The organism is Cedecea sp. Ae19-4 (genome assembly GCF_059801165.1).
Window position 1 is genome coordinate 211,996 of record NZ_JBCHWG010000004.1, and the last position, 16,402, is coordinate 228,397.

Here is a 16,402-nt window from a genome sequence, read left to right on the forward strand (position 1 = left end):
GCGGTTAGTCTTCGTCAAATCCGGCATTGAACAGAGCAATCACGGCCGCCAGGGCTTGCTCTTCTTCCGGGCCTGTGACTTCTATTTCTATGTGGCCTCCTTTGGCGGAGTCCAGCATCAGGAGGGCAATCACGCTGCTGGCTTCAGCTTCGGTGCCCGCTTCGTTTCTCAGCATCACTTCTGCGTCAAAACTTTGTACCAGCTCAAACAGTTTCATCGCCGGGCGCGCGTGCATGCCCAGCTTGTTGGTGATTTCAACGGTCTGCTTTACGCTCATGTTTTACGTTTTTCCAGCGTGCGGTGACGGGACTGGACGTTCTTCCCGCGTGAGCGGAAGTAGTCAGCCAGCTGCTCTGCAATATAAACCGAACGGTGTTTACCGCCGGTACAGCCAATCGCCACGGTCAGGTAGCTACGGTTGTTGGTTTCAAGCATCGGTAACCATAACTCAAGATAGCTGCGGGTCTGGTAGATAAAATTGTGTACTTCTGTGTGCCTGTCGAGGAAGGCGGCGACAGGGCGATCGAGGCCGGTCATTGGACGCAGTTTTGGATCCCAGTGCGGGTTAGGAAGAAAACGCACGTCGAACACATAATCGGCGTCAATCGGTATGCCGTGCTTAAAGCCAAAAGACTCGAACACCATGGTGAGTTCGCGTTCACGTTTACCCAACAGACGAGTACGCAGCATCTCCGCCAATTCGTGTACCGACATTTCGGAGGTGTCGATGATCAGGTCCGCGCGGGATTTTAGTGGTTCGAGGAGATCGCTTTCTTCGTCAATCGCACTTTCCAGAGAGAGATTTTTGCTGGAAAGCGGATGAAGGCGGCGCGTGTCACTGTAGCGGCGGATTAGCGTATTACGATCGGCATCAAGGAACAGCAGCTGCGGAGAAAAAGCGTCCGGCAGGCTGTCCATTGCGTGCTCGAAGATTTCCGGCGACTCCGGCATGTTGCGCACGTCTATGCTGACGGCAGCAGAGATTTGCCGATCGGCAAGCGTTTTTGCCAGCTCTGGCAACAGGACAACCGGCAGGTTATCCACGCAATAGAATCCCATATCTTCCAGTGCGCGCAAGGCTACAGACTTCCCTGAACCTGAGCGGCCGCTGACAATCATCAGCACCATGTAATCATTCTCCCGATTTATCTGTCTGAGACATCAAACGCGCCGATTATTCATTTTCGCTGTCGTGATCGACTTCTGTTTCAGTAATTATCTGGTAAAGCTCTTCGTCACTGCCGGCTGAGCGCAGCCTGCGACAAATGGTTTTATCCGCCAGACGCTTGGCCACCAGGGAAAGCGTGTGCAGGTGGGTTTTTGTCTGGTCAGCAGGTACCAGTAACGCAAATAACAGGTCAACCGGTTGATTGTCGATGGCATCAAAAGCGATTGGCGTTTCCAGTTGAATAAAGACGCCGACGGCGCGAAGCGTATCTTCCTCCAGCTTGCCGTGGGGAATAGCGATACCGTTGCCAATGCCGGTACTGCCCATACGCTCACGGGTCAGTACGGCTTCGAAAACGACCTGCGGTGGAAGGCCAAGCTGTTTGGCTGCCAGTTCGCTGATGATTTCCAGCGCACGTTTTTTACTCTGGCAGTGGACGCCACTGCGAGTACATTCCTGGTTAAGGACATTGCTCAGTTGTAGAGCGGAATCGTTGTTCATCATAAGTTCACCTAAGCACTTTTGTGCAAACGGCCCGCGACTTAAGCAGCGGGCCGGCCATATGCACATCGGATGCCCGGATTATCAGTGTTGTTTTAGTTTATCTTTGTGTTTCGTTAACTGTCGGGCCAGTTTATCAATCAGGCCGTCAATCGCCGCATACATGTCCTGGCCTTCGGCACTGGCATGCAGTTCTCCACCGTTCACATGCAGCGTAGCATCCGCTGTATGGGTGACTTTTTCCACCTTTAATACAATATAGACCTGGTTGATTCTTTCGAAGTACTGCTCCAGTTTGGCAAACTTCGAGTTCAGAAATTCACGCAGTGCTTCAGTGATCTCGACGTTTTGTCCCGTAATGTTGAGCTGCATAGTGTCTTCCTTATCGGTAAAGTCACACCAGCTGTTTACGCTGGTTTGACGGTGGAATGGATAAAGACTCTCGGTACTTCGCAACTGTGCGGCGCGCCACCATAATACCTTGATCCGACAGTATTGAGGTTAACTTACTGTCGCTCAGCGGTTTGGCGGGGTTTTCCGCAGCAATTAACTTCTTCACCAGCGCCCGAATTGCCGTGGAGGAGGCTTCACCGCCGCCTTCGGTATTGACGTGGCTGGAGAAGAAATATTTCAATTCAAAGATGCCGCGTGGACTATGCAAATATTTCTGAGTGGTCACCCTCGAAATTGTCGACTCGTGCATGTCCACTGCCTGAGCAATATCGGCCAGCACCATCGGTTTCATATGCTCTTCACCGTGCTCAAAGAAGGCCTGCTGCTGTTCGACAATGCATCGGCTCACGCGCAATAACGTATCATTGCGACTTTCCAGGCTTTTAATCAACCATTTCGCTTCCTGCAGGTTGCTGCGGATGAACTGCGAGTCGCTGTCATTGCGCGTGTTGCCGCTCATGGCTGCGTATTGCTGATTGATTTTGAGGCGCGGGATGCTGTCTGCGTTAAGCTCTACAACCCAGCGCGTCAGGTGCTTACGCACCAGTACATCAGGAATAACGTACTCAGGTTCACCCGTTTGGATCGACTGGCCGGGGCGAGGATCGAGGGACTGAATCAGGCACATGGCCTCTTTAAGCGCGTCCTCTTTGATACGCGTGACCCGCATCAACGTCCGGAAGTCGTGATTTGCCAGCAGATCTAAATGATCGCTAACAATAAGCCGGGCTTCCGCCAGCCATGGGGTCTCTTTGGCGTACTGAGAAAGCTGAATTAACAGGCAATCGCGTAAGTCTCGCGCTGCGACGCCGACGGGATCAAAACGTTGGATGCGTTTGAGGACGGCTTCCACTTCGTCAAGGCTTACATCGTCGTGGCCCAGACTTTCCAGAATGTCTTCCAGCGGCACGGTGAGATACCCGGTTTCATCCACTGCATCGACAATAGACGTCGCGATAGCGGCGTCCGTATCGGAAAATGGCGTCAAATCGACCTGCCACATCAGGTAGTCCTGCAGGGACTGGGTGGTCTCGCCCTGGTAGACAGGCAGCTCGTCGTCCAGATAGTCAGTTCCCGTACCTGAAGGCGTTCCAGCGGTGTAAATTTCATCCCAACTGGCATCCAGCGGCAGCTCATCGGGCATCTCTTTCTGCTCGAGGGCTTCACGGGTGTCCATTGCTTCGCTCTCAGGCACTTCCTGAGTATCGATCTCATCATGCAGGTCGGTTTGCTCAAGCAATGGATTACTGTCCAGTGCCTGCTGGAGTTCTTGCTGAAGCTCTAACGTTGAGAGCTGAAGCAGACGGATGGCCTGCTGCAGCTGGGGCGTCATAGCAAGTTGTTGGCTAAGCCGTAATTGCAAACCTTGCTTCATGTTCAGAGCAAACGTCCTCAAATAAGTCGTGTAAGACTTCCCACCCTATCAGAGTCTGAACTCTTCGCCCAGATAGACTCGCTTAACTTGCTCGTCTTCAAGGATTTCTTCCGGTGTACCGTGGGCAATCAGATGCCCCTGACTAACGATGTAGGCGCGTTCGCAGACGGCCAGCGTTTCGCGGACGTTATGGTCTGTAATCAATACGCCGAGGCCGCTGTCACGCAGGTGCTCGATAATGCGTTTGATATCAATAACGGAAATAGGATCAACCCCGGCAAAGGGTTCATCCAGCAAAATGAACTTCGGGTTTGCCGCAAGCGCGCGAGCAATTTCTACGCGGCGGCGTTCACCGCCGGACAGTGACTGCCCGAGGTTATTACGCAGGTGCGAGATATGGAACTCTTCCATCAGCTCGTTAGCGCGATCGTCACGCTGCTCTGACGTCAGATCATCGCGAATCTGCAGCACCGCCATCAGGTTATCAAACACGCTCAGGCGGCGGAAAATGGACGCTTCCTGCGGCAAATAGCCGATGCCGCGACGCGCACGAGCATGAAGTGGCAGCAAGCTGATGTCTTCTTCATCAATAATGATGTTACCTGCATCGCGGGGCACGATCCCCACTACCATATAAAACGTCGTGGTTTTACCGGCGCCGTTTGGCCCGAGCAGCCCAACGATCTCACCTGATTTAACGGTCAGGCTGACGTCTTCGACTACGCGGCGGCCTTTGTAGGCTTTGGCCAGGTTTTTCGCAATTAAAGTTGCCATAACGAATCAGTTACTCTTTTTTGGTGCCGGTTGCTGGCCGTTTTTGTTTTGCAGCTGAGACGGCACCAGCACGGTGGTCACGCGTTTGCCTTTCTCGCTAAACGCCTGCATTTTTTGCTCTTTCACCAGGTAGGTGATCTTGTCGCCGGTGATGTTGCTGTCCAGCTGTTCAAGGTAAGCGTTGCCGGTCAGTACAACGAAATCTTTAGCCAATTCATAATGCATGGTGGACGCGTGGCCTTTTACCGGCTTACCGTTGTCCTGCATTTGATAGAAAGTAGCTGGGTTACCGTAGCCATCAATCACCTCTTTGCCTTGTTCACCGCCTGGGCGGGTCACAACGACTTTATCGGCGTTGATTTTGATCGTGCCCTGAGTCACAACGACATTGCCGGTAAAGGTAACGACGTTGCCCTGCATATCGAGAGACTGTTGGTCGGATTCGATATGAATAGGTTGGTCGGTATCACCGGTCAGTGCCCAGGCTGACAGCGGTACGGCAAAAAGCGAACCAAGCAGAACAAGTTTAAGGCTGAGTTTGTTTATTCTGGATTTCATATGAGGTTTTAACCTTTTCAATCAGCTGTGCAGTTTGGCTGCGTAAGTTGCCACGCATTTTCAGGCCACTGGAGTTAAATGTGGTGCCGTACAAAGTCACCAGGTCGTCAGAAGCGACATCCTGAGTAATTAAATTCACCTGCGCATTGTCCGTCGTGATTCTGCGTAACTGAGAGTCAGGTGTTAACGCTGTGACGACGACGTTGCCATACAAATAAAGCATTTTGTCATCGGTAAGTTTGGCGCGATCCGCCTGAATTTCCCAGGTGGCGATTTTATTTTCATCGTACTGGGTCATGACAGGCTTGGTGAACCATGAAATACCCGTATCCGAGAAGTATTCAACGTGTTGAGCAATAAGCTTATAGTTCAGCGCGCCCTGTGGGTTGTATACGACTGTCGTGGAAAATTCGCTTTGATAAGTTGGCGTATCGCTGTTAACGGTTACGCCGGACTCGTCCTTCTCCGTCAGATTCAGGCCGATAAGCACTAATGCCGCAATGGCAAGCAGGAAAATAATCCAACGTCTGGTCTTGCTCATATGGATTGCCCTTTTGCCTCATCAAGCTTGCCTTGCGCCATCAACAGGAGATCGCAGATTTCCCGCACTGCGCCTCGCCCGCCGCTGATTCTGGTCACGTAATCCGCTTTTGGCGTCAATAATGGGTGGGCGTCTGCAACGGCAACGCTTAAACCGACCCGTTCCATGACTGGCCAGTCGATCAGGTCATCGCCAATGTAGGCAACCCGATCGGGAGAAAGCGCAACCTTTGACAACAGATCGTGGAACGCCACAACTTTATCGGATTGCCCTTGATAAAGGTGGGTAATGCCCAACGTTTCGCAGCGATCTTCCAGCAGTTTTGCTTTCCTGCCTGTAATAATAGCGACTTCAATTCCGGAGGTCAGGGCGCAGCGAATGCCATAGCCATCGCGTACGTTAAAGGCTTTCAGCTCTTCACCGCTGTTGCCCATGTAAATAAGGCCGTCAGACATTACGCCGTCAACGTCCAGAATCAGCAGGCGAATCTCTTTCGCTTTCGCTATGACCTGCGCGCTTACCGGCCCGTAGCAGGTATTAAGCAGCGCATCATGGTTACTCATTAAGGCTAATCCTTTTTTAAACTACGCCCGCGCGTAGCATGTCATGCATATGTACCACACCCAGCAACTGGTCGCCATCCGCCACCATAACCGAAGTAATATGGCGTGACTGCATCAGGTTTAATGCGTCCACAGCTAATGTGCCAGGGCGTACGCGAATGCCTCCCGTTGTCATGACATCCGCAATACGTAAGGTATGTAAATCAACACCCATATCGAACACGCGACGTAAATCGCCATCGGTAAAGATGCCCTCTATTTTCATCAGGTCATTGCAGATGACCGTCATCCCCATATTTTTACGGGTAATCTCCAACAGCGCATCCCGCAAAGAGGCTTCTTTGCTTACGTGCGGGATATCATCACCCGTGTGCATGATATCGTTCACGCGGAGTAATAGCTTACGCCCCAGCGCGCCGCCAGGATGAGACAGAGCAAAATCTTCAGCGGTAAAACCACGAGCCTTCAGTAACGCCACGGCCAGCGCATCGCCCATAACCAGCGTCGCCGTTGTGCTGGAGGTTGGCGCGAGGCCGAGAGGGCAAGCTTCCTGAGGCACTTTGATGCACAGATGAATATCCGCTGCACGGCCCATTGAGCTTTCCGGGCGGGCGGTCATGCAAATCAAAGGCACCTGAAGGCGCTTTAATACCGGGATGAGCGCCAAAATTTCGTTCGACTCGCCGGAATTAGAAATCGCCAGGACGATATCCTGTGCCGTGACCATGCCTAAATCACCGTGGCTGGCTTCTCCTGGGTGCACAAAAAAGGCTGGCGTGCCGGTACTGGCAAAGGTTGCCGCGATTTTTTTCCCAATATGACCCGATTTTCCCATCCCCATGACAACAACTTTACCGGGACAATAGAATATCTTCTCACAGGCCAGCGAGAAATCGTCGTTGATGTACTGGTCGAGTTGAGCCAGGCCTTCACGTTCAATATTGAGCACGTCTTTGCCCGCTTGTTGAAAGTCAAAACCCGGCGCTAAATCTATATGAGACATAATTCCCGTTTCCGCTTTATTCGACGACAGGTGGCGCAACGAACCACAGCACCACAATCCATATGATGAATCCACATGTTAACAGAGCGCCCGCGAGCTTGCCGATTTGGCGAGGTTTGCGCCAGCAGAGCAGGGCAAAAACAGCACTTACCGCTAACATCAACCAATAATCCCGGGCAAAAGCTAACGGGTTGAGGTGGCCCGGTGCCACCAACGCAGGAATGCCAAGCACAAACACAACGTTAAAAATGTTCGAACCGATGATATTACCAATCGCAATGTCATCTTCGCCCTTGCGCGCGCCGGCTATGGCGGTCGCTAATTCCGGCAGACTGGTACCAATCGCAATGATCGTCAAACCGATAACCAGTTCGCTTACGCCAAAATAATGGGCAAGCACCGAGGCATTATCGATGACCATCCGCGTTGCCATCGGCATAATAACCAACGCCACTCCCAGCCATAAAAATGCGACGGACAGACTGCCTTCTTGAGGGAGTTCGGCCTGCTGCTCCCGCGTCAGACTATCGATCCCCTGTCGTTCCGCAAGGCGGCCTATTCTAATGATAAAGAGTAGATATAACACTGCGATTGTCAGCAGCATGACGCCCTCGGCCTGCGTCAGTTCACCGTCATAGAGAAACAGACCTGCGGCGGCACTCACCGCCAACATTAGAGGCAATTCACGACGTAGAATATCGGAATTAACGGTAAATGGGTGCAGCAGCGCGGCGAGCCCCAGGATCAGCATAATGTTAGTGATATTTGAGCCGATAGCTGTCCCTACGGCCAAATCCAACTGGCCGTGCAGCGCTGACGTACTGGCGATGATAATTTCAGGCAGTGAAGTGCCAATGCTGACCACCGTCATGCCGATAATCAGCGGCGGGATCCCGATGCTGCGACAAAGTATCGCTGCGGCGAAAACTAAACGGTCGGCACCATAGACCACCAGGAGTAAACCAATAATTAATAGCGCCGTAGCTAACAGCATGAAAAATCCTTTATTAGGGTATAATCGCCGATCCTGAGGGGCTGAAGGGTCGGGCAAAACGAAGTGCAGCCTGAGCCTGGCGATAAGTCTTAATTCTGACTTTATGCGGCGAAAAAGTAAAACAAATGCCAGCTTTCGCTAACCTGCGCAGGTAATATTCTGTAAAAATGTTGGGTTTTAGCATCCCTTTGAGGCCATGCTTGCCGGCAAACATAAAAAAGGAAGGGCGATGAGTCAGACAGAAGCCAATCTGGTTGAGATCCGTGGGATGAGTTTCTCTCGCGGCGAGCGCCAGATCTTCGAGAATATTTCGCTGACGGTACCACGCGGCAAGGTGACGGCGATCATGGGGCCATCGGGGATCGGTAAAACTACGCTGTTGAAGCTTATTGGTGGGCAGATCCAGCCGGACAGCGGCGAGATCCTTTTTGATGGTGAGAACGTACCGTCGATGTCGCGCTCACGGCTTTTTACCGTGCGTAAACGCATGAGTATGCTGTTCCAATCCGGCGCCTTATTTACCGATCTTAATGTGTTTGAAAACGTGGCTTATCCACTGCGTGAACATCTTCAGTTACCAGAACCGCTATTGCACAGCACGGTGATGATGAAACTGGAAGCCGTGGGGCTTCGCGGGGCGGCCAATCTTATGCCTTCTGAATTATCTGGCGGGATGGCGCGCCGCGCGGCGTTGGCCCGTGCTATAGCGCTTGAGCCAGACTTGATTATGTTTGATGAACCTTTCGTCGGACAGGATCCCATTACCATGGGCGTGCTGGTTAAGCTTATTTCAGAACTTAACAGCGCTCTTGGCGTCACCTGCATTGTGGTATCACACGATGTACCAGAAGTATTAAGCATCGCGGATTACGCTTATATTGCTGCCGATCAGCACATTGTTGCTCAAGGTAGCCCGGCGGAACTGCGTGAAAACCACGATCCACGCGTTAGACAGTTCCTTGATGGGATCGCGGATGGCCCGGTGCCATTCCGTTATCCAGCCGGGGATTATCAACAAGATTTATTACCTGGAACGAGGAGCTAAACTGCTCATGCTGCTAAATGCACTGGCATCTCTCGGGAGACGCGGGATAAAAACCTGCGCTTCGTTTGGACGTGCCGGACTGATGTTATTCAACGCGCTGGTAGGGAAACCGGAGTTTCGCAAGCATGCGCCGTTGCTGGTTCGTCAGCTTTATAATGTCGGCGTACTGTCGATGTTGATCATTATGGTTTCCGGCCTGTTCATCGGGATGGTGCTTGGCTTACAGGGCTATCTTGTGCTGACGACTTACAGCGCTGAGTCGAGTCTAGGCATGCTGGTGGCGCTTTCACTGCTCCGTGAACTTGGCCCGGTTGTTGCCGCGCTACTGTTTGCCGGGCGTGCGGGTTCTGCTTTAACCGCCGAAATTGGCCTGATGCGTGCGACGGAACAGCTGTCCAGCATGGAGATGATGGCTGTCGATCCGCTGCGCCGCGTCGTTTCACCGCGATTTTGGGCTGGGGTTATCTCGCTGCCGCTTCTGACGCTTATCTTCGTTGCCGTGGGCGTTTGGGGTGGTGCTCTGGTGGGCGTGAACTGGAAAGGTATTGATGCCGGTTTCTTCTGGTCAGCAATGCAAAATGCAGTCTCATGGCGGCTGGATTTGGTTAACTGCGTTATTAAAAGCGTAGTCTTCGCCATTACCGTAACGTGGATTGCGTTATTCAACGGGTACGATGCTATTCCGACTTCTGCCGGGATTAGCCGGGCAACCACGCGCACCGTTGTGCACGCTTCTCTGGCCGTTTTGGGCCTCGATTTTGTGCTGACAGCACTGATGTTTGGGAATTGAGTTCATGCAAACAAAGAAATTTGAAGTTTGGGTTGGTGCTTTTCTGCTGGTCGCGCTGGTCGCTATTATTTTTCTCTGTCTGAAAGTGGCGAATGTTACCTCTCTGCGTAGCGAACCGACTTATCGGGTATATGCCACCTTCGACAACATCGGTGGCCTGAAAATGAATTCGCCGGTTCGTCTTGGTGGTGTTGTTATTGGTCGAGTTGATGGTATCGCTCTTGACCCGAAAACCTATTTGCCTCGCGTAACGCTGGACATTGAACAGCGCTACAACCAGATTCCGGATACCAGCTCTCTGGCGATTCGCACGTCTGGCCTGTTGGGTGAGCAATATATTGCTCTTAACCTCGGCTTTGACGACCCGGAACTGGGGTCATCTATGCTGAAAGATGGCAGCACCATTCAGGATACGAAATCTGCTTTGGTTCTTGAGGATCTGATAGGTCAGTTCCTTTACAAGAGCGGCAACGGCGACAATAAGAATTCTGGCGATGCTGAAGCGCATTCCGCAGGCCATACTGATGCTGCACCGCAGTCAGGTACTACGAATTAATTTAAGAGGAACAAGTGATGTTTAAGCGTCTTATGATGGTAGCTATGCTGGTTATCGCCCCATTTGCGATGGCGGCAGACCAGACCAACCCTTACAAATTAATGAATGAGGCGGCGCAGAAGACCTTTGATCGCCTGAAAAACGAGCAGCCTCAAATTCGACAGAATCCGAATTATCTGCGGGATATCGTTGGCCAGGAACTGCTGCCTTATGTTCAGGTAAAATACGCGGGGGCGCTGGTGTTAGGGCGTTACTACAAAGATGCCACGCCTGCGCAGCGTGACGCTTACTTCAAGGCTTTTGAAGAGTACCTGAAGCAGGCCTATGGTCAGGCGCTGGCGCTGTATCACGGTCAGACTTATCAAATCGCCCCGGAGCAACCTCTTGGTAATGCTGATATTGTGGCGATCCGTGTGACGATAATCGATCCAAATGGGCGTCCACCAGTGCGTCTTGATTTCCAATGGCGTAAAAATAGCCAAACCGGGAACTGGCAGGCATACGATATGATTGCCGAAGGGATCAGCATGATCACCACCAAACAAAACGAGTGGAGCGACCTGCTCCGTACGAAAGGTATCGATGGTTTGACCGCGCAGCTGCAGTCGATTTCGAAACAGCCAATTACCCTGGACAGTAAAAAGTAATGGCGGAAGAACTAAGCTGGAAGCAGGACGGTGCAACGCTGCATTTCTTCGGAGAGCTGGATGGCGTCACCGTTAATTCGCTTTGGCAGCAGCGTGAGAAAATGGTCACGGGTATCAATCTCTTTGAGCTAAGTGGCTTAACTCGCGTTGATACCGCCGGGCTGGCGTTGCTTATTCACCTGACAGCCATCGTGGCTCGCCAGGGGAACAAGATTGAGCTTAGGGGCGCTACTGATAATTTGCGCACACTGGCTCAACTCTACAATCTGCCAGAGGCGCTATTGCCACATCTGGCAGGCTAATGATTTCAGCACGTTACTTTCAAAGCCCTCGAACTGCTAAGTTCTGGGGCTTTTTGCTTATTTAAGCGGACGCCACTTTCCTCTAAGATGTGTGGCTTATTTCATCATTTATTAATCGACGAATAGATACCCCATGGAAAATCATGAAATTCAGACAGTGCTGATGAACGCACTGCCCCTCCAGGAAGTCCACGTCTCAGGCGATGGCAGCCACTTTCAGGTTATAGCGGTGGGTGAGTTATTCGCCGAGTTAAGTCGCGTCAAAAAACAGCAAACCGTGTATGCCCCGCTGATGGAATTTATCGCGGATAATCGCATGCATGCTGTGTCTATTAAGACCTATACGCCAGAAGAGTGGGCGCGCGATCGCAAACTGAATGGTTTTTGAATCATCGGCTCAGGCTGGTGATAACGTTTTGAATTTAAAAGAGAGCAGTTTCAATGGATAAATTTCGTGTGCAGGGGCCTACCCGCCTGAGTGGAGAAGTCACAATCTCAGGGGCTAAAAACGCCGCGCTGCCAATCCTCTTCGCCGCGCTTCTGGCGGAAGAGCCGGTAGAGATTCAGAACGTTCCAAAACTGAAAGACATTGATACCACGATGAAGCTGCTGAGCCAGCTGGGTACCAAAGTTGAGCGCAACGGTTCCGTCTACATTGACGCCAGCGGCGTAAATATTTTCTGTGCGCCATATGACCTGGTGAAAACCATGCGAGCCTCTATTTGGGCGCTAGGGCCACTGGTTGCTCGCTTTGGCCAAGGGCAGGTTTCTCTGCCTGGTGGTTGTGCCATTGGCGCTCGTCCGGTGGATTTGCACATTACTGGTCTGGAGCAGTTGGGCGCGGAGATTAAGCTCGAAGAAGGCTACGTTAAGGCGTCGGTAAATGGCCGCCTTAAAGGTGCTCATATCGTGATGGATAAGGTCAGCGTGGGTGCAACCGTGACCATCATGAGTGCGGCCACGCTTGCGGAAGGCAAAACGATCATTGAAAACGCTGCCCGTGAACCGGAGATCGTCGACACTGCGAACTTCCTTAACACCCTGGGCGCGAAGATCAGCGGTGCGGGCACCGATCGTATTACTATCGAAGGCGTTGCTCGTTTGGGCGGGGGCGTTTACCGCGTGCTGCCTGACCGTATTGAAACCGGGACGTTCCTGGTGGCTGCGGCAATCTCTGGCGGTAAAATTCTTTGCCGTAACGCGCAGCCGGATACTCTGGATGCTGTTCTGGCGAAGCTGCGTGAAGCTGGCGCGGAAGTTGAAACGGGTAAAGACTGGATCAGTCTTGATATGCATGGCCAACGTCCAAAAGGCGTAACGGTGCGTACTGCTCCACACCCAGGTTTCCCTACCGATATGCAGGCGCAATTCACCCTGCTGAACCTGGTGGCGGAAGGGACGGGCGTTATCACCGAAACTATCTTCGAAAACCGCTTTATGCATGTGCCTGAATTAATCCGTATGGGCGCGCATGCTGAGATCGAAAGCAATACAGTTATCTGCCACGGTGTCGAAAAGCTTTCCGGTGCTCAGGTAATGGCAACCGATCTTCGTGCGTCTGCAAGTCTGGTTCTGGCGGGCTGCATCGCAGAAGGGACAACGATAGTGGATCGTATTTACCACATTGATCGCGGCTATGAGCGTATTGAAGATAAGCTTCAGGCGCTGGGGGCTAAGATCGAGCGCGTCAAGGGAAGCGAGTAAACATCCTCCCTTAAAGACGGATAGCCGGGGCATGCCCCGGCTTTTTTATAGCTGTCGGATCTTCCGTGTTCGGTCGATAAACTCACGTGTCACCGGGTCGTGGTAGCGTGAAGGCCAGATAACCTGTGGTGCAACACCTAAAGCCTTAGCGATAATAAACTCCCCTTTGGGCCAGGGGCGAGACAGCGCATTGGCGAGCGTTGATGAGCTTAAACCTGACTGGCGTGATAAGGCGGCGAGCGACGTTTTCTTTTTTCGCAGTCCGGCAATAATGTCCGCCGGATGCCAGTCCACAAATTGATTTTCCATAATCTCTCCCTGTGATCTTACTAATCCTGCTCTGAGATGAGCGATGGCACAGGAAATTTATAACATAAAAATTTCCAAATGATTCCAGTAAGTGCAAGGAATAATAGATTCTGTGTTTTCATCCGCAAATATTATGAAAGCTAGTGAGAATGAAATATTCAGGAAAGAGGGAAGGGTTGAGGATCTGTTTTACTGGAAACTTTAGCGCGCCAACTGGCGCGCTAAAGTTGATGTTAGTGGTCGCGTTGAACGGACATGTGTGCCAAAGAAATTAGCGCTTCACGGTAAGGAGTATCAGGCAGCACTGAAAGGGCATCGATTGCTTTATCTGCCTCTTCTTCGGCGCGTTGACGAGTCCATTCCAGAGAACCGCAATCCGACATAGCTCTCAGTACGGGATCCAGTAAATGACGGCCATTTCCCTGTTCGATCGCTTCACGAATCATCTGAGCCTGCTCTGGTGAGCCGTTGCGCATGGCGTGTAACAGCGGCAGCGTCGGTTTGCCTTCGTTCAGATCATCGCCGACATTTTTACCCAGCGTTTGCCCATCTGAGCTGTAATCCAGCAGGTCATCAATGAGTTGAAACGCAGTACCCAGGTAGCGCCCATAATCCTGCAGCGCTTTTTCCTGAATCTCCGTTGCGCCTGCCAGAATCCCCGAGCATTGAGCCGCAGCTTCAAACAGGCGGGCCGTTTTGCTGTAAATGACCCGCATATAGCTTTCTTCAGTAATGTCTGGGTCATTACAGTTCATCAGCTGTAGCACTTCGCCCTCAGCGATAACGTTTACGGCCTCTGACATCACCTCCAGCACTTTCAGCGAACCGAGGCTGGTCATCATCTGGAATGCTCGCGTATAGATGAAATCACCGACCAAAACGCTCGCAGCGTTGCCGAAAGCGGCATTGGCTGTGGCTTTACCCCGACGCATATCTGATTCGTCCACGACGTCATCATGAAGTAGCGTGGCGGTATGTATAAATTCGATCAGCGCTGCAATTCTGACATGTGCTTGCCCTTCGTAAGCAAGCGCCCGCGCGGCAAGTACGGCAATCATTGGGCGGATGCGTTTACCGCCACCGCTGACGATGTAGTAGCCCAACTGGTTGATCAGTTGAACATCGGAATTCAATTGCTCAAGGATTGTCGCATTGACACCCGCCATATCTTGCGCGGTTAACTCATTAATTTTTTCTAAATTCATCGCAAAAGTCTGGCTTTCGTCCTGTTTATTCCATATCCATATGGCATAACGAGAGGGTTGAGGTTCGATACTGTAGTACAGATTGTACTGAAAAAACGAGGCAGATAAACGGTGTGTGTGCTGTTGCGTTTTTTTTCTACGGTAATTGACGATCGGGCTTGTCAAACCCTCACGATTTGCGTAATATTCGCGCCCTATTGTGAATATTTATAGCGCTACCTGAAACCTATATAAGGTAAGCGCGGAAAGCGGAGTTTTATATGTACGCGGTTTTCCAAAGTGGTGGTAAACAACACCGAGTAAGCGAAGGTCAGACCGTTCGCCTGGAAAAGCTGGACATCGCAACTGGCGAAACTGTTGAGTTCGCTGAAGTTCTGATGATCGCAAACGGTGAAGAAGTCAAAATCGGCGTTCCTTTCGTCGATGGTGGCGTTATTAAAGCTGAAGTCGTTGCTCACGGTCGTGGCGAGAAAGTTAAAATCGTTAAGTTCCGTCGCCGTAAACACTATCGTAAGCAAGCGGGCCACCGTCAGTGGTTCACTGATGTGAAAATCACTGGCATCAGCGCCTAAGACCTGAGGAGTAGATTAAATGGCACATAAAAAGGCTGGCGGCTCAACTCGTAACGGTCGCGATTCAGAAGCAAAACGCCTGGGTGTAAAACGCTTTGGTGGTGAAACTGTACTGGCTGGTAGCATCATCGTTCGTCAACGTGGTACCAAATTCCACGCTGGCAACAATGTAGGTTGCGGTCGTGACCACACCCTGTTTGCTAAAGCAGACGGTAAAGTGAAATTCGAAGTTAAAGGTCCGAACAATCGTAAATACATCAGCATCGTTGCTGAGTAAGTTTTTCGGTCCGGTAACGGATGAAAGCCCCGCAACGTGTTGCGGGGCTTTTTACATTGTACGCCTTGTAAATTAAGACAGGGAATGGGCATGGGGCAGCAGGCGGGAATCGGTATTCTTTTAGCGTTAACCACGGCGATGTGCTGGGGGGCGTTACCCATAGCGATGAAGCAGGTGCTTCCGGTGATGGCGCCACCGACCGTGGTATTTTATCGATTTCTGATGGCCAGTATTGGCCTGGGTATTTTCCTTGCGATTCGGGGGAAATTACCGCCGCTCAGGATGTTCCGTAAGCCGCGGTGGCTAGTGTTGTTAGCGATCGCCACTGGGGGATTATTTGGCAACTTTCTGCTCTTTAGTTCTTCTCTGCAGTATTTAAGTCCTACTGCGTCTCAGGTTATTGGCCAGCTTTCTCCTGTCGGGATGATGGTGGCGAGCGTAGTAGTGCTAAAAGAGAGAATGCGTGGCACGCAGATTATTGGTGCCATGATGCTCTTGTGTGGTCTGGTGATGTTCTTCAACACCAGTCTTGTAGAGATTTTTACCCGCCTGACGGATTACACCCTTGGTGTTATCTTCGGCGTGCTGGCGGCAACGGTTTGGGTCAGTTATGGTGTGGCACAGAAGGTGTTATTACGCCGGTTAGCCTCACAGCAGATCCTCTTTTTGTTGTACACTTTATGTACTATTGCACTTTTGCCGCTGGCAAAACCTGGTGTGATTTTCCAGCTCAGTAGCTGGCAACTGGCATGTCTGGTTTTCTGCGGTCTGAATACGCTGGTAGGCTATGGCGCGCTCGCTGAGGCGATGGCGCGCTGGCAGGCCTCCCAGGTTAGCGCCATCATTACGCTAACCCCGTTATTTACGTTGCTGTTCTCAGACCTGCTGTCTCAGGCCTGGCCCGAGTATTTCGCCATACCGATGCTTAACCTTGTGGGTTATATCGGGGCTCTCGTGGTTGTGGCTGGTGCGATGTATTCCGCGATTGGCCACCGCCTTTGGGGGCGCTGGCATAAAACCGAAACGGTCACGCCGGTGCAGCGTTCGGGCGAATGATTTACGGAG

General features: G+C 51.7%; 23 protein-coding genes. 10 read left to right on the forward strand and 13 right to left on the reverse strand.

What is annotated here, in order from left to right:
• Positions 1-4: 4 nt before the first annotated feature.
• The 11 genes from npr to AAIE02_RS22190 form a co-directional block, all read right to left on the reverse strand.
• Positions 5-277 carry a PTS phosphocarrier protein NPr gene (gene npr, locus AAIE02_RS22140; RefSeq protein WP_008454837.1) on the reverse strand — a complete coding sequence of 91 codons (273 nt, stop codon included), beginning with the start codon at positions 275-277 and terminating at the stop codon, positions 5-7.
• Positions 274-1,128 carry an RNase adapter RapZ gene (gene rapZ / locus AAIE02_RS22145; protein WP_008454836.1) on the reverse strand — a complete coding sequence of 285 codons (855 nt, stop codon included), beginning with the start codon at positions 1,126-1,128 and terminating at the stop codon, positions 274-276. The genes npr and rapZ overlap by 4 nt, the downstream gene beginning before the upstream one ends.
• A 46-nt stretch (positions 1,129-1,174) precedes the next feature.
• A complete protein-coding gene (gene ptsN, locus AAIE02_RS22150) occupies positions 1,175-1,672 on the reverse strand; it encodes a PTS IIA-like nitrogen regulatory protein PtsN (protein ID WP_008454834.1) in 498 nt (165 codons plus the stop codon).
• An 81-nt stretch (positions 1,673-1,753) separates the two neighbouring features.
• Positions 1,754-2,041: a ribosome hibernation promoting factor gene (hpf, locus tag AAIE02_RS22155; protein ID WP_008454833.1), complete on the reverse strand. Its 288-nt coding sequence runs from the start codon at positions 2,039-2,041 to the stop codon at positions 1,754-1,756.
• 22 nt (positions 2,042-2,063) lie between these two features.
• A complete protein-coding gene (gene rpoN / locus AAIE02_RS22160) occupies positions 2,064-3,497 on the reverse strand; it encodes an RNA polymerase factor sigma-54 (protein ID WP_008454831.1) in 1,434 nt (477 codons plus the stop codon).
• A gap of 48 nt (positions 3,498-3,545) precedes the next feature.
• Positions 3,546-4,271 carry an LPS export ABC transporter ATP-binding protein gene (lptB, locus tag AAIE02_RS22165; RefSeq protein WP_008454830.1) on the reverse strand — a complete coding sequence of 242 codons (726 nt, stop codon included), beginning with the start codon at positions 4,269-4,271 and terminating at the stop codon, positions 3,546-3,548.
• A 6-nt stretch (positions 4,272-4,277) separates the two neighbouring features.
• Positions 4,278-4,829, reverse strand: coding sequence for a lipopolysaccharide ABC transporter substrate-binding protein LptA (lptA, locus tag AAIE02_RS22170; protein ID WP_008454829.1), 552 nt, complete (start codon positions 4,827-4,829; stop codon positions 4,278-4,280).
• Positions 4,798-5,370 (reverse strand): LPS export ABC transporter periplasmic protein LptC, encoded by a 573-nt coding sequence (lptC, locus tag AAIE02_RS22175; protein ID WP_166877761.1) that lies wholly within the window; start codon positions 5,368-5,370, stop codon positions 4,798-4,800. Before lptC ends, lptA begins: the two co-directional genes overlap by 32 nt.
• The gene (gene kdsC, locus AAIE02_RS22180; protein ID WP_008454827.1) at positions 5,367-5,933 is read right to left on the reverse strand and encodes a 3-deoxy-manno-octulosonate-8-phosphatase KdsC; all 567 of its coding nucleotides are present in this window, start codon (positions 5,931-5,933) and stop codon (positions 5,367-5,369) included. Before kdsC ends, lptC begins: the two co-directional genes overlap by 4 nt.
• Positions 5,934-5,949: 16 nt before the next feature.
• Entirely contained in the window at positions 5,950-6,936 is a 987-nt protein-coding gene (gene kdsD / locus AAIE02_RS22185) for an arabinose-5-phosphate isomerase KdsD (RefSeq protein ID WP_008454826.1), read from the reverse strand.
• A 16-nt stretch (positions 6,937-6,952) separates the two neighbouring features.
• Positions 6,953-7,930: a calcium/sodium antiporter gene (locus AAIE02_RS22190; RefSeq protein WP_008454825.1), complete on the reverse strand. Its 978-nt coding sequence runs from the start codon at positions 7,928-7,930 to the stop codon at positions 6,953-6,955.
• Positions 7,931-8,159: 229 nt separating this feature from the next.
• Here AAIE02_RS22190 and mlaF point away from each other — a divergent pair, with 229 nt between their 5' ends.
• The 7 genes from mlaF (at position 8,160) to murA (ending at position 12,974) form a co-directional block, all read left to right on the forward strand.
• Positions 8,160-8,975: a phospholipid ABC transporter ATP-binding protein MlaF gene (gene mlaF, locus AAIE02_RS22195; protein ID WP_008454824.1), complete on the forward strand. Its 816-nt coding sequence runs from the start codon at positions 8,160-8,162 to the stop codon at positions 8,973-8,975.
• A gap of 7 nt (positions 8,976-8,982) precedes the next feature.
• Complete coding sequence (gene mlaE, locus AAIE02_RS22200) at positions 8,983-9,765, forward strand: lipid asymmetry maintenance ABC transporter permease subunit MlaE (RefSeq protein ID WP_008454823.1); 783 nt, start codon at positions 8,983-8,985, stop codon at positions 9,763-9,765.
• A 4-nt stretch (positions 9,766-9,769) separates the two neighbouring features.
• Positions 9,770-10,321 carry an outer membrane lipid asymmetry maintenance protein MlaD gene (mlaD, locus tag AAIE02_RS22205; RefSeq protein ID WP_498533262.1) on the forward strand — a complete coding sequence of 184 codons (552 nt, stop codon included), beginning with the start codon at positions 9,770-9,772 and terminating at the stop codon, positions 10,319-10,321.
• Between the two features lie 17 nt (positions 10,322-10,338).
• Entirely contained in the window at positions 10,339-10,968 is a 630-nt protein-coding gene (gene mlaC / locus AAIE02_RS22210; RefSeq protein WP_008454821.1) for a phospholipid-binding protein MlaC, read from the forward strand.
• The gene (gene mlaB, locus AAIE02_RS22215) at positions 10,968-11,270 is read left to right on the forward strand and encodes a lipid asymmetry maintenance protein MlaB (RefSeq protein ID WP_008454820.1); all 303 of its coding nucleotides are present in this window, start codon (positions 10,968-10,970) and stop codon (positions 11,268-11,270) included. The genes mlaC and mlaB overlap by 1 nt, the downstream gene beginning before the upstream one ends.
• 133 nt (positions 11,271-11,403) lie before the next feature.
• Entirely contained in the window at positions 11,404-11,658 is a 255-nt protein-coding gene (gene ibaG, locus AAIE02_RS22220) for a BolA family iron metabolism protein IbaG (protein ID WP_008454819.1), read from the forward strand.
• A 53-nt stretch (positions 11,659-11,711) separates the two neighbouring features.
• Complete coding sequence (gene murA, locus AAIE02_RS22225; RefSeq protein WP_336708957.1) at positions 11,712-12,974, forward strand: UDP-N-acetylglucosamine 1-carboxyvinyltransferase; 1,263 nt, start codon at positions 11,712-11,714, stop codon at positions 12,972-12,974.
• A gap of 45 nt (positions 12,975-13,019) precedes the next feature.
• Here the strand turns inward: murA and sfsB are convergent, their stop codons facing one another.
• Together sfsB and ispB are read right to left on the reverse strand one after the other, a co-directional pair.
• Positions 13,020-13,283, reverse strand: a complete 264-nt coding sequence (gene sfsB / locus AAIE02_RS22230) for a DNA-binding transcriptional regulator SfsB (protein WP_008454817.1) — start codon at positions 13,281-13,283, stop codon at positions 13,020-13,022.
• A gap of 233 nt (positions 13,284-13,516) precedes the next feature.
• Positions 13,517-14,488, reverse strand: coding sequence for an octaprenyl diphosphate synthase (gene ispB, locus AAIE02_RS22235; RefSeq protein ID WP_008454813.1), 972 nt, complete (start codon positions 14,486-14,488; stop codon positions 13,517-13,519).
• 260 nt (positions 14,489-14,748) lie between these two features.
• Between ispB and rplU the strand changes: the two genes are divergently transcribed.
• From rplU to AAIE02_RS22250, 3 genes are all read left to right on the forward strand, one after another.
• Complete coding sequence (rplU, locus tag AAIE02_RS22240) at positions 14,749-15,060, forward strand: 50S ribosomal protein L21 (RefSeq protein ID WP_008454812.1); 312 nt, start codon at positions 14,749-14,751, stop codon at positions 15,058-15,060.
• A 19-nt stretch (positions 15,061-15,079) separates the two neighbouring features.
• Entirely contained in the window at positions 15,080-15,337 is a 258-nt protein-coding gene (rpmA, locus tag AAIE02_RS22245; RefSeq protein WP_007673187.1) for a 50S ribosomal protein L27, read from the forward strand.
• Positions 15,338-15,427: 90 nt separating this feature from the next.
• Positions 15,428-16,393, forward strand: a complete 966-nt coding sequence (locus AAIE02_RS22250) for a DMT family transporter (RefSeq protein WP_166877779.1) — start codon at positions 15,428-15,430, stop codon at positions 16,391-16,393.
• The last annotated feature ends 9 nt before the right edge of the window (positions 16,394-16,402 follow it).

Bases quoted from the DNA above. Each gene is read 5' to 3' on its own strand.
- npr (WP_008454837.1), bottom strand. From the start codon at position 277: ATGAGCGTAAAGCAGACCGTTGAAATCACCAACAAGCTGGGCATGCAC.
- rapZ (WP_008454836.1), bottom strand. From the start codon at position 1,128: ATGGTGCTGATGATTGTCAGCGGCCGCTCAGGTTCAGGGAAGTCTGTA.
- ptsN (WP_008454834.1), bottom strand. From the start codon at position 1,672: ATGATGAACAACGATTCCGCTCTACAACTGAGCAATGTCCTTAACCAG.
- hpf (WP_008454833.1), bottom strand. From the start codon at position 2,041: ATGCAGCTCAACATTACGGGACAAAACGTCGAGATCACTGAAGCACTG.
- rpoN (WP_008454831.1), bottom strand. From the start codon at position 3,497: ATGAAGCAAGGTTTGCAATTACGGCTTAGCCAACAACTTGCTATGACG.
- lptB (WP_008454830.1), bottom strand. From the start codon at position 4,271: ATGGCAACTTTAATTGCGAAAAACCTGGCCAAAGCCTACAAAGGCCGC.
- lptA (WP_008454829.1), bottom strand. From the start codon at position 4,829: ATGAAATCCAGAATAAACAAACTCAGCCTTAAACTTGTTCTGCTTGGT.
- lptC (WP_166877761.1), bottom strand. From the start codon at position 5,370: ATGAGCAAGACCAGACGTTGGATTATTTTCCTGCTTGCCATTGCGGCA.
- kdsC (WP_008454827.1), bottom strand. From the start codon at position 5,933: ATGAGTAACCATGATGCGCTGCTTAATACCTGCTACGGGCCGGTAAGC.
- kdsD (WP_008454826.1), bottom strand. From the start codon at position 6,936: ATGTCTCATATAGATTTAGCGCCGGGTTTTGACTTTCAACAAGCGGGC.
- AAIE02_RS22190 (WP_008454825.1), bottom strand. From the start codon at position 7,930: ATGCTGTTAGCTACGGCGCTATTAATTATTGGTTTACTCCTGGTGGTC.
- mlaF (WP_008454824.1), top strand. From the start codon at position 8,160: ATGAGTCAGACAGAAGCCAATCTGGTTGAGATCCGTGGGATGAGTTTC.
- mlaE (WP_008454823.1), top strand. From the start codon at position 8,983: ATGCTGCTAAATGCACTGGCATCTCTCGGGAGACGCGGGATAAAAACC.
- mlaD (WP_498533262.1), top strand. From the start codon at position 9,770: ATGCAAACAAAGAAATTTGAAGTTTGGGTTGGTGCTTTTCTGCTGGTC.
- mlaC (WP_008454821.1), top strand. From the start codon at position 10,339: ATGTTTAAGCGTCTTATGATGGTAGCTATGCTGGTTATCGCCCCATTT.
- mlaB (WP_008454820.1), top strand. From the start codon at position 10,968: ATGGCGGAAGAACTAAGCTGGAAGCAGGACGGTGCAACGCTGCATTTC.
- ibaG (WP_008454819.1), top strand. From the start codon at position 11,404: ATGGAAAATCATGAAATTCAGACAGTGCTGATGAACGCACTGCCCCTC.
- murA (WP_336708957.1), top strand. From the start codon at position 11,712: ATGGATAAATTTCGTGTGCAGGGGCCTACCCGCCTGAGTGGAGAAGTC.
- sfsB (WP_008454817.1), bottom strand. From the start codon at position 13,283: ATGGAAAATCAATTTGTGGACTGGCATCCGGCGGACATTATTGCCGGA.
- ispB (WP_008454813.1), bottom strand. From the start codon at position 14,488: ATGAATTTAGAAAAAATTAATGAGTTAACCGCGCAAGATATGGCGGGT.
- rplU (WP_008454812.1), top strand. From the start codon at position 14,749: ATGTACGCGGTTTTCCAAAGTGGTGGTAAACAACACCGAGTAAGCGAA.
- rpmA (WP_007673187.1), top strand. From the start codon at position 15,080: ATGGCACATAAAAAGGCTGGCGGCTCAACTCGTAACGGTCGCGATTCA.
- AAIE02_RS22250 (WP_166877779.1), top strand. From the start codon at position 15,428: ATGGGGCAGCAGGCGGGAATCGGTATTCTTTTAGCGTTAACCACGGCG.